The following is a 15,661-nucleotide window of genomic DNA, read 5'->3' as shown; positions in this document are numbered from 1 at the left end:
ATCTCTATTCTGGTAAATTTCAGTCTGCGGCAGCGGCTTGCTGAGCAAGGATAGCCAGGCCTTCAATCGTCAAATCTGCGTCCACGTGGTCAAAAATGTCGGTGGCATCATCAAACAGGATCGCAAGACCACCTGTGGCGACCACTTTCGCAGGTCGTCCTATTTCTGAACGCATACGCTCCACAATGCCTTCCATCATGGCGACATAGCCCCAGAACACGCCGATCAGCATTTGATCTTCGGTGTTGCGACCTATCACGCTTTTGCTTTCAGGAGCACGAATTGCGATGCGCGGCAATTTTGCCGTCTTGCCCACCAATGCGTCGAGCGACAGGTTGATTCCCGGCGCGATCGAGCCACCTTTGTAAGTCCCGTTGAAATCAATCGCCTCAAACTTGGTTGCTGTGCCAAAGTCGATAACAATCAAATCGCCGCCGAATTTGTGATGTGCGGCAAGGATATTGAGCGCGCGATCCGCACCCAACGAACTTGGCTGATCCACGTCGATTTCAAACTGCCACGCTGCCTTGCCTTCTCCCGCCTTAAGGGGCGTGATGCCAAAGTACTTTTGCGCGAGCACACTAAGGTTGTGATCAGCTCGCGGAACAACCGAAGCATAGACAATCTGTTCGATTTTATCGCGAGAGACACCTTCGATCTCCAGCAGTTGCAGAAGCCAAACAGCGTATTCGTCGCCTGTGCGACGCGGATCAGTCGCTATGCGCCAGCGTGCACGAGTGGACATGCCGCCCTTCCCGTCAGGTTCGAACAGAGCAAAAACAACATTGGTGTTGCCGACATCAGCAGCAAGCAGCATCGATTATCCTTCCGCAATCATCGAAACGTCACCGGCGTGGATAGTGCGCATCGCACCATTCGCCAAGCGAAGTAACATTGCACCTTGTTCATCAAGGCCGGCAAAAGCCCCATGAATTTGTTCGTCTGGCCCGGGTTTGACGGTCAACTCCGTTCCGATGGGGTGTGCTGCTGCAGTCCACGCATCAAGCGTCGCATGGAGCCCGTATTCGCGCCAATTGCTAATCCGTTGTTTCAAAGCATCGGCTAGGAATGAAAGAACAAGCTCCGCACTGCCTCCGTGTTTGCCATTCTCATAGACAATCGAGGTCGTTTCTCGGTCTGGAAGGTCAGGCGCATGGCAGACATTTACACCGATGCCGGCGACGACTTTATCCGCAGCGCGTTCCAGCAAAATTCCTGCAATTTTGGCACCGCTGACGAGTACATCGTTAGGCCACTTCAGCATAATCGGTGTTTTTGGCAACAAGCTGCGCTCAAGCATATCAAAAGCCGCGAGCCCCACAACGAACGATAGTGAATGCGTGGGCGGATCACCATCGCGCACATCGATTACAGTGCTGCAGAACAGATTGCCGCTCGGGCTTTCCCACTTGCGACCGAGCCGCCCTCGTCCGCCTGTCTGGCGTTCGGCACGCAGCCAATACCCCTCTTCAATCGCATCTCCGGCTGAGAGGCGATCAATCAAATCGGCATTGGTGGAACCGGTCTGTTCTACAGTTTCTATCAAACCGCGAGATACAGCGCCGAAGCCGCTTTATCTGCAAGATCGCTGATCGACGGCGTGAGCAAATAGCCAAGAGGCGACATAATCGCGGCAGTCAGGAACAGCAGCACCCAATGCGCATTTCCGCTGCTGCCTTTCACCACATCGGCAGGTTCATCGAAGAACATCACCTTGACGAACTTAATGTAGTAGAACGCACCGATTACGCTGGCAGCAATTGCAATAGCACCGAATGCGATCAGGCCAGCATCCACTGTCGCCTGAAAGATCACGAACTTACCGTAGAACCCTAGAAGCGGAGGAATACCGGCGAGGCTGAACATCGTGAACAACAGACACCAAGCAATTGCGGGCTTGGTAACCGACAGGCCGCGTATATCCGCAAAGGTTTCAAACAGACCGCCTTCTTCGTTGCGAAGCATCAACAGCGCCGTAAAGGCTCCTATACTCATCGCGACATAGATGAAGAGATAGACCAGCATCGCGCTGATCCCGGCTTGATCTGCCACAGCAAGGCCGAGCAGGATAAAGCCGACATTATTGATCGAGGAATAGGCGAGCAGCCGTTTAAGGTTTTCCTGACCAATCGCACCGAGAGCACCGAACACAATCGAGGCTAGCGCGGTAAACATGATGATCTGCTGCCACGCGAGGACCTGAGCGCCAAACACTTCGACCACAACCCGCGCAGTGAGCGCTACTGCAGCGACCTTTGGCGCGGTGGCGAAGAACATCGTAACCGGGGTCGGCGCGCCTTCGTAAACGTCTGGCGTCCACATATGGAACGGCACAGCCGCGATCTTGAAGGCAAGTCCGGCGAGTACGAAAATCAGACCGAACAGAGCTCCCGTTGCGAGCTCTCCGGTTAGCCCAGCGCGAACAGTCGCAAAGTCGGTTCCTCCGGTGAAGCCGTAAAGCAGGCTCATACCGTAAAGCAGGATGCCCGAGGCAAGCGCACCGAGGACAAAGTACTTCAGGCCAGCCTCAGCAGAACGCCCGTCACGGCGCAGGATGGCTGCGAGCACGTAGGATGCGAGGCTGTTGAGTTCGAGGCCGAGATACAGCGTCATAAAGTCGCTGGCCGAAACCATGATGCTCATTCCGAGAGCAGCAAACAGGATCAGGACTGGAAATTCGGCCCGCATCCCGCGCTCTGATCCCGCGGCAGGGCCACTGAAGAATGCAGGCGCAACCATCAAACAGGCAATCGCTGACAGATAGATCAGTGCTTTCGCAAACAGGGCAAAAGTGTCGACCCGCATCAGCCCACCAAAGGCTATGACTTCCGGACCGTCAGTTCCGAAATGGAGGCCGGGTACAAGCATCAGGCCCGCCCCGAAGAATGCTGTCGCGGCGGCGATGGCGATGAACCGCGCCGATTTGTCACCGCCCCAAGCGGCCACCATCAGCAAGGCGAGCCCCGCCCCGGCAAGGATGAGTTCCGGAACGATGAGCGCAAAGGAAGCTGCGAAGTCCATCAGTGGTCTCCCCCTTCATGCGCTTCGAATGAAATAGCGTTTGCAGCGGCTTCGCGGGCGGGCCCGTCCGCCAGCTGGCTATCATCCGCAGGCGCAGCCGAAGCGATCCGCGCGTCAAGCGCAGCAATGTCCGCGCGCATCGGCGCAAGGAAGCTTTCGGGATAGACGCCCATCCACATCACCACAGCAGCGATGGATGCCATCATAGTCCACTCACGTGCGTCCATATCGGGCATGGCCGCTGCATCTTCATTGGTCTGCGCACCGAAGGCCACGCGGCGATAAAGATAAAGCATGTAACCAGCGCCCAGAATGATGCCCGTGGTGCAGACAAAAGCGACCCAGGTCGATGTCTGATAGATCCCCGCGAGCGCGAGGAATTCGCCTACAAAGTTGCTGGTCCCCGGCAAACCGATGCTCGCCATGGTGAACAACAGGAAGAATGTTGCGTAGTACGGCATATTGATGCTGAGCCCGCCGTAACGATCAATCTCGCGGGTGTGCAGACGATCGTAGATCACGCCAACGCACAGGAAAAGCGCGCCGGATACAAGGCCGTGGCCCAGCATGATCATCATTGCGCCCTCAAGGCCCTGCACGTTGAACGCGAACAAGCTCGCCGTGACGAGCGCCATGTGAGCGACCGACGAATAAGCGATCAACTTCTTCATATCGTGCTGAACCAGCGCGACGAGAGAGGTGTACACCACCGCAATCATCGACAATGCGAAGATCAGCCAAGCGAGTTCGCCAGAAGCCTCCGGGAACATAGGCAGGCTGAACCGGATAAAGCCGTAGCCGCCCAATTTCAGCAGAACGCCTGCAAGAATAACAGAGCCCGCTGTTGGTGCCTGAACGTGCGCATCCGGCAACCAAGTGTGCACAGGCCACATCGGCATCTTCACGGCAAAACTCGCGAAGAAGGCGAGGAATAACCAGAACTGTGCATCACCGTCGAAATTGTATTGCATCAGCGTCGGAATATCCGAAGTGCCCGCAGTTCCGACCATCCAGAACATCGCGATCAGCATCAGAACCGAGCCGAACAGCGTGTAGAGGAAGAATTTGTAACTCGCATAGATGCGGTTATCGCCGCCCCACACACCGATGATCAGATACATCGGGATCAGGCCTGCTTCGAAGAAGATGTAGAACAGGAACAGATCCTGCGCCGCGAACACGCCGATCATCAGCACTTCCATAAACAGGAAAGCCGCCATGTATTCGCCGACACGCTTCGTGATCGAAGTCCAGCTAGCAAGGATACAAATCGGCATCAGGAAGACGCTGAGCATGATCAGCATCAGCGCGATGCCATCAATGCCAAGAGCGTAGGAGAACCCTTCGAACAGCTCGGCCCTCTCGGTGAACTGCCATTGCGGCCCGCCAATCTCGAAATTCATCCAGAGCAGTACGCCCAGCGCGAATGTCGCCAGCGTTGCCGCCAGTGCGATGCCGCGTGCAGCCGCTCCGTTAGAAAACAGACACAGCAGAGCACCCGCCAACGGAACCAGCATCATCGTGGTGAGGATCGGAAAGCCGTCCATTACAGCAGAACCCAGGTAATTGCCGCGATCAGGCCAAGCAGCATGATCAGCGCATATGTGTAGAGATAGCCCGACTGGATCGCTTTGGCGGCGCCCGAGCTACGCTCGACCACCCATGCGATACCGTTGGGGCCGAAGCGGTCAATCGTGCCGATATCGCCCAGCTTCCAGAACTGGCGACCAAGCCAGAAAGCAGGCTTTACGAAGATACGATCATAGAGCTCGTCGAAATACCATTTGTTGTACACGAAGCGGTGCAGCCACGGCACAGCCGCGACGAACTTCGCCGGAAGATCGGGCTTGGCGATGTAGGCGATATAAGCCCCGACAAGGCCGAGGACCATCACAGCAAAGGCCGAATACTTCACCCAGTACGGCACGGCATGCATCGCGTGCATCAGGTTCTCGTTATAGAAAATCGAGCTTGCCCAGAATGTGGCGTCGTCGAGGAAACTCGGCGCGAAAACCTGTCCCGCCGCGATGGCTCCTACTGTCAGGAGCACAAGCGGGATCAGCATTGCAATCGGGCTTTCATGCGGATGATATCCACCCGTTGTGTCTTCGCCCGCTTCTTCCGGTGTTTTGTGAACCGAGTGCTGGATATGCTCGCTCTCGATCCAGCGAGGCTTGCCCCAGAAGGTGAGGAACATCAGACGCCAGCTGTAAAAGCTGGTGAGCAGCGCGGCGATCACGCCGAGCCAGAAGGACATGACCGAAATCTCTGTCCCGCGTGCAAAGGCGACTTCGAGCACGGCATCCTTGGACCAGAAGCCCGCGAACCCGACGCCGAGGTGATATACACCCAGACCCGTTATCGCGAGTGTCCCTGCCAGCATCGCATAGAATGTCAGCGGGATGGATTTACGCAGACCGCCGTAATACCGCATGTCCTGTTCGTGGTGCATCGCGTGGATCACAGAGCCTGCGCCAAGGAATAGCAGCGCCTTAAAGAATGCGTGCGTGAACAGGTGGAACATGGCGACGTTGTATGCCCCAACACCGGCGGCAAAGAACATATAGCCAAGCTGCGAGCAGGTTGAGTAAGCGATCACCCGCTTGATGTCCCATTGCGTCGTGCCAATGGTCGCGGCGAAGAAACACGTCGCAGCACCAATCACCGTGACGATCATCAAAGCGGTCGGAGCAGTCTCAAACATCGGAGAGAGACGGCAGAGCATAAACACGCCTGCGGTCACCATGGTCGCCGCGTGGATCAGCGCGGAAACAGGCGTCGGCCCTTCCATCGCATCCGGCAGCCACGTATGTAGGAACAGCTGAGCCGACTTACCCATCGCGCCCACGAACAGCAGGATACACAGAATATCCATGGTGTAGAGGCGCATGCCGAGAAAGCCGATTGTGCTGCCCGACATGCCAGGAGCCGCGGCAAGGATTTCGGTGATCGACGTGGTCTGGAACACGAGGAAGGTTCCGAAGATACCCAGCATAAAACCAAGATCGCCCACGCGGTTGACCACGAAAGCCTTGATCGCGGCGGCACCGGCGGTTGGTTTCTTGAACCAGAAACCGATCAGCAGGTAAGATGCGAGGCCCACCCCTTCCCAGCCAAAGAACATCTGTACGAGGTTATCGGCGGTCACGAGCATCAGCATCGCGAAGGTGAACAGCGAGAGATAAGCGAAGAAGCGCGGCTGATCCGGGTCTTCCTCCATATATCCCCACGAATAGAGGTGCACGAGGGCGGAGACGCTGTTGATGACGACCAGCATGATCGCCGTGAGCGTGTCGACACGCAGCGCCCAGTCAAAGCTCATCGAGCCAGACTGAACCCACTTAAGAACGGGTACGACTTCAGCGGTCGCGCTGCCATTTAGGAACGCGAGGAAGATCGGCCAGCTAAGCCCGGCAGAAACGAACAGCGCGCCTGTCGTGATCGACTTCGCAAAGACGCTCGGCGCGTTCTTGTTCACCAGCCCTGCGACGATAGACGCGAGCAGCGGCAGGAAAACGATGAGAAGAATTTGGGTTTGCACCGGTGTCTATCCCTTCATCCGGTTCACATCGTCGACCGCGATTGTGCCGCGACCTCGGAAATAGATGACTAGGATTGCGAGACCGATGGCAGCTTCGGCAGCGGCCACAGTCAAAACGAGCATCGCGAACACTTGCCCCACTAGGTCGTTCATGGCGGCACTAAAAGCGACCAGATTAATATTCACTGCGAGCAGAATAAGCTCGATCGCCATCAGAATAACGATCACGTTTTTCCGATTTAGAAAAATGCCTAGCACGCCCAACACGAACAGAATCGCGCCGACGACAAGGTAATGCTCGATGCCGATAATATCGTTCACAGTTCGACCCCTTGCCCAGTTTCAGGGTTCTTCATAACGGTGGCCTCATGCGGGCGGCGTGCGATCTGCTTGCCGATATCCTGACGCCCGCGAGCGCCCGGTTTCGGAGGCTGGAAGGTCAGCACGATCGCGCCGATCATCGCAACCAACAGGATGATGCCAGCAACTTCGAAAAGGAAGATATACCGGCCATAGAGCAGCACACCGATTGCCTCGATATTGCTTTGACCAACACCCTGCGCCGCGCTGCCATCGGCAGTGGCGAGTTCAAGCCCGCCAGCATTGTATGCGCCAAGCCCAAGGATGAGCTCCGCAAGCAGGATCAGCGCGACCGCGATCCCCAGCGGAAAATTCTTGATGAACCCTGCGCGCATCGCCGCAAAATCAATGTCCAGCATCATCACCACGAACAGGAACAGCACCGCGACCGCTCCCACGTAAACGATAACAAGCAGCATCGCGATGAACTCCGCCCCGACAAGAACCATCAGGCCCGCAGCGTTGAAGAATGCGAGGATAAGCCACAGCACGCTGTGCACCGGATTGCGCGACATGATGACCATGACCGCGCTCGCGATGACCAGCCCTGCGAACAGGTAAAAGGCTAAGGTTTGAATCATAATCCCTGTTTTTCCGTCCCGCCTGAATCCCGGCTCAGGCGCGCCCTAGCGATAGGGTGCGTCCGCTTCAAGATTGGCCGCGATGGCCCGTTCCCATTTGTCACCATTCGCGAGCAATTTAGCCTTGTCATAAAGCAATTCCTCGCGGGTTTCGGTGGCGTATTCGAAGTTTGGTCCCTCAACCACGGCATCCACCGGGCAGGCTTCCTGACAGAAACCGCAGTAGATGCACTTGGTCATATCGATGTCGTATCGCGTTGTGCGGCGGCTGCCGTCCTCGCGCGGCTCGCTCTCAATCGTGATCGCCTGAGCCGGGCAAACGGCCTCGCACAGCTTACAAGCGATGCAGCGTTCCTCGCCATTGGGATAACGGCGCAGCGCATGCTCGCCGCGAAAACGCGGCGAAAGCGGCGATTTCTCGAACGGATAGTTGATCGTCACCTTGGGCTTGAAGAAATACTTCAAGGTCAGCGCATGCGCCTTGAGGAATTCCCACAGGGTGAACGATTTAAGGAGCTGGGTTGCGGTGGTCATTGATCGCGTTCCTTAAACTGGCAAACCGCTGTCGCGAATGGTTTCTCTTGATCGTTAGAAACCAGTTTTGCTGTCCCTTCTCCGTTTTCGCCAGAAAGATCGAGCATAAGCGTGTCGCCTTTTGCCTCATCGAACAGTACCCTGTGTTTCCCAGGCTCGGGCTGGACGTGATAGATGCCGCGCGCACCATTGTTGGTGTAGCGATTGCTGCCATCACGAAACACAAGGACCGCATGTTCTCTGAGTCCATTTGGTCCCGGATTTGGCCTTCTCGATACCTGGCCTTGCATTGTGAATGGGTCGCGACCTTCCTCAGAGAATTGACAACCCCAAATAACCTCAGTCCGCCAATCGTTAGATTTGCCTTCATCAATCGCCGCGGCGCTCAAGATCAGAGCAGCAATCATGCGAAATGCCCCGTCGCCATCAGATAGCCGCTAATCAGCGCCACAAAAATCAGGCTCATTGGCAGGAAGACCTTCCAGCCAAGCCGCATCAGCTGGTCATAACGATACCGCGGTACGGTCGCCCAGATCCAGCTGAACAGGAAGAAGAAGAAGAACGTCTTCAGCAGGAACCACACGATCCCTGGCACATAATACAGCGGCGCCCATTCAACCGGTGGCAGCCAACCGCCCATAAACAGCAGCGTGCAAAGCGAGCACATCAGCAGGATATTGGCATACTCACCCAGCCAGAACAGCGCGAAGGCCATGCTTGAATATTCTGTTTGATAGCCCGCGACGAGCTCCGATTCCGCCTCGGTCAGGTCGAACGGCGCGCGGGCGGTCTCTGCCAAGGCCGAGATGAAGAACACGACGAACATCGGGAACAGCAGCGGGTTAAAGAAGAACCCGTTGACGAAGCCGAGGCCGTGGCCCTGCTGTGCCATAACAATACCGCTCATATTGAATGTGCCGGCAAACAGCACGACGCATACCAGCACAAAGCCAATTGAGACCTCATATGAGATCATCTGCGCAGCGGCGCGCATGGCGGAGAAGAACGGGTATTTGGAGTTCGACGCCCAACCGGACATCACGACGCCGTAGACGCCCAACGAACTGATCGCGAGGATGTAGAGCAGGCCGACATTGATGTCCGACACCACAACACCCGCATCAAACGGAATCACAGCCCAAGCCGCCAGCGCGACTGTGAAGGTGATGATCGGCGCGAGCAGGAAAATTCCTTTGTTTGCCGCGCTCGGGATGATTGTTTCCTGAAGGAAGACCTTCAAGCCATCGGCGAAGCTTTGCAGCAAACCGAATGGGCCGACCACATTGGGCCCGCGCCGCATCATAATCGCGCCGAGAACCTTACGGTCAACATAGATCACCATTGCAACTGAGAACATGACGAGCAGCGAAATCGTGATGATCCCGACCAGCGTCGCGACGGTCCATGCCCATTCATAGGACATGCCGAAAGATTGGAAGAACTCGGTCACTCCGCAGCCTCCTTCATCTCATCCGCATGCAGAAGCTCTTGCGAACATTGCTGCATCACCGCGCTTGCCCGAGCGATCGGGTTGGTGAGGTAGAAATCCGCAATCGGATAGGCGTTGATTTCACCTTCCGCTTTGGCCTTGCTGTCGGCTTTCGGCAGATCGCCGTAATCGGCCAAACCTTCTTCGCCGAGCGCCGGAACCGCCTTGATCATCGCGCCTTGCAGCTCTTCAAAGCTGTCAAACCCGACATTCACGCGAAGAGCGTCCGCCATTGCGCGCAGGATCGTCCAGTCTTCGCGGGCATCGCCCGGTGCGAAGACGGCCTTTTCAGCGTATTGGACGCGGCCTTCGGTGTTGACGTAGGTGCCGTCCTTTTCCGCATAGCTCGCCGCTGGCAAAATGATGTCCGCCATATGCGCACCGCGATCGCCGTGGTGGCCGATATAGACTTTCAGACTGTCCGCGAATGGCTCGTAATCCATCTCGTCCGCGCCGAGGCTCAGAAGAACCTTAGGGGCTTTCTTCGCGAGATCAGCCATACCGCCTTCGACGGTGAAATCGAGCATCAGCGAACCCATGCGGGCCGCGCTCATGTGGAGGACATTAAAGCCGTTCCAACCATCCCGCACGAGCTTGAATTTGTCGACCAGCTTGAGCGCCGGTGCCAGTGCACCTTTCGCCAATGCCGCGCCGCCCAGGATAACCGCAGGACGCTCCGCTGCTTTCATCGCATCGCCGAGTGCTTTGGGAACGCGGTTTAGAACTTTCAGATCTTCCCCGAGGAATTCCGCCGGATAGGTCGTTTCCCATTCCGGGCCGACGACAAAGACCTTCGCCCCTGCTTTCACGGCTTTGCGAATGCGCGCATTCACCAGTGCGGCTTCCCAGCGGACATGGCTGCCCACGATCAGGATCGCGTCGGCGGTCTCGATACCTGCAAGCGTCGAGTTGAAATTGACCGCCGCAATATTGCTGACGTCATACGTCATGCCGGTCTGGCGCGCTTCCACCTGAGTGGATCCGCATGCCTTCAGCAGGGTCTTGGCGGCAAACATCGTTTCGCAATCAACCATGTCGCCAGCAACGGCGGCAATGCTCGATTTCTTGCTGCCAAGCTGTTTTGCAATCGCATCGAACGCTTCGTTCCATGACGCTGCAGCCAGCTTGCCGCCATTACGCATGAACACCTTGTCGAGGCGGCGTTTGGACAGGCCATCAACCTGATAGCGGCCTTTGTCAGACAGCCATTCTTCGTTGACGTCGTCATTGATGCGCGGAAGCGAGCGCATGACTTCACGGCCCTTCGAATGCAGCGAAATGTTGGCGCCAACGGCGTCGGACACATCGATGCTGAGCGTGCGCTTCAATTCCCAGGGACGCGCTTCAAATGCGTATGGACGCGACGTCAGAGCACCAACGGGACACAGATCGATTACGTTTGCTGAAAGCTCGTGGCTTGCGGCCTGCTCCAGATAGGTCGTGATCTGCATATCCTCGCCGCGATACAGCGCGCCGATTTCGTCGACACCTGCGATCTCTTCCGAGAAGCGCACGCAGCGTGTGCAGTGGATACAGCGGGTCATGATCGTCTTGATCAGCGGGCCCATATATTTCTCAGTCACAGCGCGTTTGTTCTCACGCTCGTAACGCGATCCGCCGCGGCCATAAGCCACCGCCTGATCCTGAAGATCGCATTCGCCGCCCTGATCGCAAATCGGGCAATCGAGCGGGTGGTTGATGAGAAGGAATTCCATAACGCCTTCGCGTGCCTTCTTGACCATCGGCGTGTCGGTGCGAATTTCCTGACCTTCACCAGCGGGCAGCGCACAGGACGCTTGCGGCTTAGGCGGTCCCGGTTTCACTTCGACCAGACACATGCGGCAATTGCCCGCAATGGAAAGGCGCTCATGATAGCAGAAACGCGGAATTTCTTTACCCGCAAGCTCGCACGCTTGAAGGACTGTCGCCCCTGCCGGGACTTCGATTTCCTGTCCGTCTACAGTGACTTTAGGCATCTTCAACTTCTTCCTGTGCGGCGAGCAAACGATACGACGCTGTCGCCAGCATCGATCGTATGGCGAGCGGCGAGGCTTCGATGGGCGTACCGCGCCGCGTGCAAACATCGGTTACCGGGAGCAGTTCCGCTAGCGCGGCTTGCTCTTCAGCAGTTTCGATTTCTGTTTTAAACAGTTTCGCCGCGAGATGAGGTGCGCCGCGAACGGTGCACATTGCAACTTGATCGGTATAGCTAAACGTTGCCGGATTAAGACCGATCGCCGCCATCGACAAACGGGTTAGCAACGGTTTGTCGCTGCTTTCGATAACGTGTTCGGCAAGGCCACCCGCAAAAGGCAAACCAGTCAATCGGATCTGCCGGTACGCACGCGGCATCGCATCAAAGCATCTCTTGCTGACACGAGTTTGCGCGAGTTCGTTAAGATCGCTTTTGTACCCGTCATCCCGGTAATCAAGCAGCAACACCGCCTTTACTTCGTCGCGGCGTTCTTCTGCAATGCATTCCGTCCAGGCTGTTACAGCGGCGCGCTGTTTCGCAACGTCACGTTCCATACGCTTGGGCTGTGCGTGAGCCAGTCCCGATAGCAAGCTGATCACTACTCCGATGGCGACGAACTTTTTCATTCCGCCGCCTCCGCGAATTGTGCGTTGTGTTCGTGGATGCGCTTTTCCAGCTCAGGGCGGAAATGACGGATCAAGCCCTGAATTGGCCAAGCCGCTGCATCGCCGAGCGCGCAGATTGTGTGGCCTTCGACCTGTTTGGTCACTTCGTGCAGCATGTCGATTTCTTCAATCGCGGCATCGCCTGCGCGCAAACGCTCCATCATGCGCCACATCCAACCGGTGCCCTCGCGGCACGGCGTGCACTGGCCGCATGACTCGTGCTTGTAGAAATAACTGAGGCGCGAGATCGCGCGGACGATGTCGGTCGACTTATCCATTACGATGACAGCCGCCGTGCCAAGGCCCGATCCAAGGTCTTTCAACCCGTCAAAGTCCATGGGAGCGTCCATGATCTGCTCGGCTGGAACCAAAGGCACCGATGAACCACCCGGAATTACTGCGAGGAGGTTATCCCAACCTCCTGTAATTCCGCCGCAATGTTTCTCGATCAGCTCGCGGAAGGGGATGCTCATTTCCTCTTCGACGACGCATGGCTGTTCGACATGGCCGCTGATCTGGAACAGCTTGGTACCGTGGTTGCCCTCGCGGCCAAAGCTGCTGAACCATGAGGCTCCGCGCCGCAGGATCGTTGGCACAACCGCGATACTTTCGACATTGTTGACCGTGGTCGGGCAGCCATAGAGACCCGCGCCCGCCGGGAATGGCGGCTTGAGCCGAGGCTGACCCTTCTTCCCTTCAAGGCTTTCAATCATCGCGGTTTCTTCGCCGCAGATGTAAGCGCCAGCACCGCGGTGCATGAACACGTCGAAGTCGTATCCGGTGCCGCTGGCGTTCTTGCCGATCAAGCCCGCATCATAGGCTTCGTCGATGGCTTTCTGCAGCGTCTCGGCTTCGCGAATATATTCGCCGCGAATGTAGATGTATGCCGCACGCGCCCGCATCGCGAAGCCAGCAACCAAAGCGCCTTCGATCAGCTTGTGCGGATCGTGGCGAATGATCTCACGGTCTTTGCAAGAACCCGGTTCGGACTCGTCGGCATTGATGACGAGGAAGCTTGGGCGACCGTCCTTGCTTTCCTTAGGCATGAACGACCATTTGAGGCCGGTCGGGAAACCAGCCCCGCCCCGCCCGCGCAGGCCGGAAGCCTTCATCTCTTCGATGATGGCGTCGTTGCCGCGCTCGATCAGAGCTTTCGTGCCATCCCAATCGCCGCGCTGCTGCGCCGCTTTCAGGCCCCAGTCCTGAAAACCGTAGAGATTGGTGAAGATGCGGTCCTTATCAGCCAGCATCGCCGTTATCCTTAGTTCTGTTCACTTTAAGTTGCCGCAGGCACAAGACCTGAAACAGCAGGCCCATACTCATCAGCACAATACCCGTGGTGCGATTATCGCTCGTCGCGGCAAGATATGCGCCTGCGAAAAAGCAGAATAGGCCCGCAATAGCGAGCGCGAGAACGCCGCCATTCATTAGTAATCACCTCGGTAATCATGGTTCGCATCAACCATTTCCTTAAGGGTGGTCGCGCCGCCCTTGGGCTCTGATGTGTGGCGCCCTGGCTCTTGCGTGCCTGCTTTAGGCGTCTCGCCCTTCGCGAGCGCATCGAGCACAGCGTCAAGCCGCTCAACCGTCAGGTCTTCGTAATTGTCGTCGTTGATCTGGACCATCGGCGCGGTTGCGCAATTGCCCATGCATTCGACTTCGGTCAGCGTCCAGAGACCATCTTCGGAGACGTGGCCCATCTTCATCCCGCGCGATTTGCATGCGCTGATGATATCGTCGGACCCGCGCAGCATGCACGGCGTCGTGCCGCATACCTGCACGTGATACTTCCCCACCGGCTTCATGTTGTACATGAAATAGAATGTCGCAACCTCGAGCACCCGGATCACCGGTACGTCTATATATTTGGCGACATATTCGATCACCGGCAGCGGCAACCAGCCCTGCGTATCGGTTTCCTCGCCAACCTGACGCTGAGCCAGATCAAGCAGTGGCATCACCGCCGATTTTTGACGACCGTCAGGGTATTTGGCGATGTGATAATCGGCTGTCTTTTTGTTGGCCTTGGACCAAGCAAAAGAACCCCAGCGTTCGCGGAGTTCAGGCGTATCATGCGCGGGTGTACGGTCAGCCATTGGCATTCTCACGACGTTTATGCTGCCGAATATTCACGATGATCGTAAGAAGTGGCACAATAGCCAGCGCGGCAAACCGAATATCGCTTCCAGCTCCAAGATCCGACATCCAAAGACCGACTGCGACTCCCAACACTGCAGCAGCTAGCAAAAGCAATACTATGTCTAGGTGGTTAAGGCTGCTCACCGGTCACACTCCCCGAACACCACATCAATCGCGCCCAAAATTGCGGTCGCGTCTGGCAGCATGTGGCCTTTGCTCATGAAATCCATCGCCTGCAGGTGCGAAAACGCGGTTGGGCGGATTTTGCAGCGATATGGTTTGTTGCTGCCATCGCTGACGAGATAGACGCCGAACTCGCCCTTTGGACTTTCGGTCGCGACGTAAACTTCGCCTTCCGGCACGTGGAAGCCCTCTGTGTAGAGCTTGAAGTGGTGGATCAGGCTTTCCATCGACTGCTTCATTTCGCCGCGCTTCGGCGGGGAAACCTTGCCATCATCGCTCGCAATCGGTCCGCTCGGCATTTGCGCGACGCATTGCTTGATAATCTTCGCGCTTTCGCGAATTTCCTGCACGCGCACCATAAAACGGTCATAGCAATCCGAATTGGTGCCAACGGGAATGTCGAACTCCATGCGGTCATACACATCGTAAGGCTGTGACTTGCGCAGATCCCACGGAATACCCGCAGCGCGGATCATCGGGCCGCTAAAGCCCCATGCAACCGCATCATCGCGGCTGACAACGGCGATATCGACATTGCGCTGCTTGAAAATGCGGTTGTCCATGACGAGGCTCATCGCGTCGTCGAACAATTGGAAGAACCGGTTATCGAGCCAGTCGCCAATATCGACCAGCAGCTTTTCCGGAACATCCTGATGCACGCCGCCCGGACGGAACCAGGCAGAGTGCATGCGCGCGCCCGAGGCCCGCTCAAAAAAGTTCATGCAGTCTTCGCGCAGATCCATAATCCACAAGTTCGGCGTGAACGCACCCACGTCGAGTACGTGCGCACCCATATTGAGCATGTGGTTACAGATACGGGTCAACTCGGCGAACAAAACGCGAAGATATTGTGCGCGCTCCGGCACCTCGAGATTCAGCAGCTTCTCAATCGCGAGCACATAGGAGTGCTCCTGACACAGCGGTGAACAGTAATCGAGCCGGTCAAAGTACGGGAGTGCCTGCAGATACGTCTTCTGCTCGATCAGTTTTTCGGTGCCGCGGTGAAGCAGGCCGATATGCGGGTCAATCCGCTCGATCACTTCGCCATCGAGCTCCATCACCATACGCAAAACGCCGTGCGCGGCCGGGTGCTGGGGACCAAAGTTGATCGTGTAATTGTTGATGACTTCGCCATCGGTGGTGGGCGATTCTTCGATCTGCATTGTCATGCTC

General features: G+C 56.8%; 17 protein-coding genes. All 17 read right to left on the bottom strand.

Annotation, left to right across the window (positions count from 1 at the left end; translation table 11 throughout):
* Positions 1-19 precede the first annotated feature (19 nt).
* The 17 genes from MWU39_RS06395 to MWU39_RS06315 all read right to left on the bottom strand — a co-directional run bounded on the left by MWU39_RS06395 (position 20) and on the right by MWU39_RS06315 (position 15,657).
* Positions 20-817, bottom strand: a complete 798-nt coding sequence (locus MWU39_RS06395; protein ID WP_247159182.1) for a type III pantothenate kinase — start codon at positions 815-817, stop codon at positions 20-22.
* A gap of 3 nt (positions 818-820) precedes the next feature.
* Positions 821-1,546 carry a biotin--[acetyl-CoA-carboxylase] ligase gene (locus MWU39_RS06390; RefSeq protein WP_247159181.1) on the bottom strand — a complete coding sequence of 242 codons (726 nt, stop codon included), beginning with the start codon at positions 1,544-1,546 and terminating at the stop codon, positions 821-823.
* Positions 1,543-3,021, bottom strand: a complete 1,479-nt coding sequence (gene nuoN / locus MWU39_RS06385) for an NADH-quinone oxidoreductase subunit NuoN (RefSeq protein WP_247159180.1) — start codon at positions 3,019-3,021, stop codon at positions 1,543-1,545. Before nuoN ends, MWU39_RS06390 begins: the two co-directional genes overlap by 4 nt.
* Entirely contained in the window at positions 3,021-4,568 is a 1,548-nt protein-coding gene (locus MWU39_RS06380; RefSeq protein ID WP_247159179.1) for an NADH-quinone oxidoreductase subunit M, read from the bottom strand. The genes nuoN and MWU39_RS06380 overlap by 1 nt, the downstream gene beginning before the upstream one ends.
* Positions 4,568-6,562 carry an NADH-quinone oxidoreductase subunit L gene (nuoL, locus tag MWU39_RS06375; RefSeq protein WP_247159178.1) on the bottom strand — a complete coding sequence of 665 codons (1,995 nt, stop codon included), beginning with the start codon at positions 6,560-6,562 and terminating at the stop codon, positions 4,568-4,570. Before nuoL ends, MWU39_RS06380 begins: the two co-directional genes overlap by 1 nt.
* Before the next feature lie 6 nt (positions 6,563-6,568).
* The gene (nuoK, locus tag MWU39_RS06370) at positions 6,569-6,874 is read right to left on the bottom strand and encodes an NADH-quinone oxidoreductase subunit NuoK (protein ID WP_247160322.1); all 306 of its coding nucleotides are present in this window, start codon (positions 6,872-6,874) and stop codon (positions 6,569-6,571) included.
* A gap of 5 nt (positions 6,875-6,879) precedes the next feature.
* On the bottom strand, positions 6,880-7,503 hold the full coding sequence (locus MWU39_RS06365) for an NADH-quinone oxidoreductase subunit J (RefSeq protein ID WP_247159177.1): 624 nt from the start codon (positions 7,501-7,503) through the stop codon (positions 6,880-6,882).
* A gap of 45 nt (positions 7,504-7,548) precedes the next feature.
* Positions 7,549-8,037 (bottom strand): NADH-quinone oxidoreductase subunit NuoI, encoded by a 489-nt coding sequence (nuoI, locus tag MWU39_RS06360; protein WP_247159176.1) that lies wholly within the window; start codon positions 8,035-8,037, stop codon positions 7,549-7,551.
* On the bottom strand, positions 8,034-8,261 hold the full coding sequence (locus MWU39_RS06355; RefSeq protein WP_247159175.1) for a hypothetical protein: 228 nt from the start codon (positions 8,259-8,261) through the stop codon (positions 8,034-8,036). The genes nuoI and MWU39_RS06355 overlap by 4 nt, the downstream gene beginning before the upstream one ends.
* 179 nt (positions 8,262-8,440) lie before the next feature.
* Positions 8,441-9,487 (bottom strand): NADH-quinone oxidoreductase subunit NuoH, encoded by a 1,047-nt coding sequence (gene nuoH / locus MWU39_RS06350; protein WP_247159174.1) that lies wholly within the window; start codon positions 9,485-9,487, stop codon positions 8,441-8,443.
* Positions 9,484-11,502, bottom strand: a complete 2,019-nt coding sequence (gene nuoG / locus MWU39_RS06345) for an NADH-quinone oxidoreductase subunit NuoG (protein WP_247159173.1) — start codon at positions 11,500-11,502, stop codon at positions 9,484-9,486. The genes nuoH and nuoG overlap by 4 nt, the downstream gene beginning before the upstream one ends.
* Entirely contained in the window at positions 11,495-12,127 is a 633-nt protein-coding gene (locus MWU39_RS06340) for a hypothetical protein (RefSeq protein ID WP_247159172.1), read from the bottom strand. Before MWU39_RS06340 ends, nuoG begins: the two co-directional genes overlap by 8 nt.
* A complete protein-coding gene (gene nuoF / locus MWU39_RS06335) occupies positions 12,124-13,416 on the bottom strand; it encodes an NADH-quinone oxidoreductase subunit NuoF (protein WP_247159171.1) in 1,293 nt (430 codons plus the stop codon). The genes MWU39_RS06340 and nuoF overlap by 4 nt, the downstream gene beginning before the upstream one ends.
* Entirely contained in the window at positions 13,406-13,594 is a 189-nt protein-coding gene (locus MWU39_RS06330; protein ID WP_247159170.1) for a hypothetical protein, read from the bottom strand. The genes nuoF and MWU39_RS06330 overlap by 11 nt, the downstream gene beginning before the upstream one ends.
* Entirely contained in the window at positions 13,594-14,262 is a 669-nt protein-coding gene (nuoE, locus tag MWU39_RS06325; protein WP_247159169.1) for an NADH-quinone oxidoreductase subunit NuoE, read from the bottom strand. Before nuoE ends, MWU39_RS06330 begins: the two co-directional genes overlap by 1 nt.
* Entirely contained in the window at positions 14,255-14,449 is a 195-nt protein-coding gene (locus tag MWU39_RS06320; RefSeq protein WP_247159168.1) for a hypothetical protein, read from the bottom strand. Before MWU39_RS06320 ends, nuoE begins: the two co-directional genes overlap by 8 nt.
* On the bottom strand, positions 14,446-15,657 hold the full coding sequence (locus MWU39_RS06315) for an NADH-quinone oxidoreductase subunit D (RefSeq protein WP_247159167.1): 1,212 nt from the start codon (positions 15,655-15,657) through the stop codon (positions 14,446-14,448). Before MWU39_RS06315 ends, MWU39_RS06320 begins: the two co-directional genes overlap by 4 nt.
* Between the last annotated feature and the right edge of the window lie 4 nt (positions 15,658-15,661).

The organism is Erythrobacter sp. F6033 (genome assembly GCF_023016005.1).
Lineage (GTDB): Bacteria > Pseudomonadota > Alphaproteobacteria > Sphingomonadales > Sphingomonadaceae > Erythrobacter.
The sequence above is the reverse complement of the archived record's forward strand: the minus strand, read 5'-3'. Positions and strand labels throughout refer to the sequence as shown.

What these genes read in the sequence shown, in the direction of transcription:
- MWU39_RS06330 (WP_247159170.1), bottom strand. Translation starts at nt 13,594, where the DNA reads ATGAATGGCGGCGTTCTCGCGCTCGCTATTGCGGGCCTATTCTGCTTT.
- MWU39_RS06340 (WP_247159172.1), bottom strand. Translation starts at nt 12,127, where the DNA reads ATGAAAAAGTTCGTCGCCATCGGAGTAGTGATCAGCTTGCTATCGGGA.
- nuoF (WP_247159171.1), bottom strand. Translation starts at nt 13,416, where the DNA reads ATGCTGGCTGATAAGGACCGCATCTTCACCAATCTCTACGGTTTTCAG.
- MWU39_RS06380 (WP_247159179.1), bottom strand. Translation starts at nt 4,568, where the DNA reads ATGGACGGCTTTCCGATCCTCACCACGATGATGCTGGTTCCGTTGGCG.
- nuoE (WP_247159169.1), bottom strand. Translation starts at nt 14,262, where the DNA reads ATGGCTGACCGTACACCCGCGCATGATACGCCTGAACTCCGCGAACGC.
- MWU39_RS06395 (WP_247159182.1), bottom strand. Translation starts at nt 817, where the DNA reads ATGCTGCTTGCTGCTGATGTCGGCAACACCAATGTTGTTTTTGCTCTG.
- MWU39_RS06315 (WP_247159167.1), bottom strand. Translation starts at nt 15,657, where the DNA reads ATGACAATGCAGATCGAAGAATCGCCCACCACCGATGGCGAAGTCATC.
- nuoI (WP_247159176.1), bottom strand. Translation starts at nt 8,037, where the DNA reads ATGACCACCGCAACCCAGCTCCTTAAATCGTTCACCCTGTGGGAATTC.
- nuoG (WP_247159173.1), bottom strand. Translation starts at nt 11,502, where the DNA reads ATGCCTAAAGTCACTGTAGACGGACAGGAAATCGAAGTCCCGGCAGGG.
- nuoN (WP_247159180.1), bottom strand. Translation starts at nt 3,021, where the DNA reads ATGGACTTCGCAGCTTCCTTTGCGCTCATCGTTCCGGAACTCATCCTT.
- MWU39_RS06365 (WP_247159177.1), bottom strand. Translation starts at nt 7,503, where the DNA reads ATGATTCAAACCTTAGCCTTTTACCTGTTCGCAGGGCTGGTCATCGCG.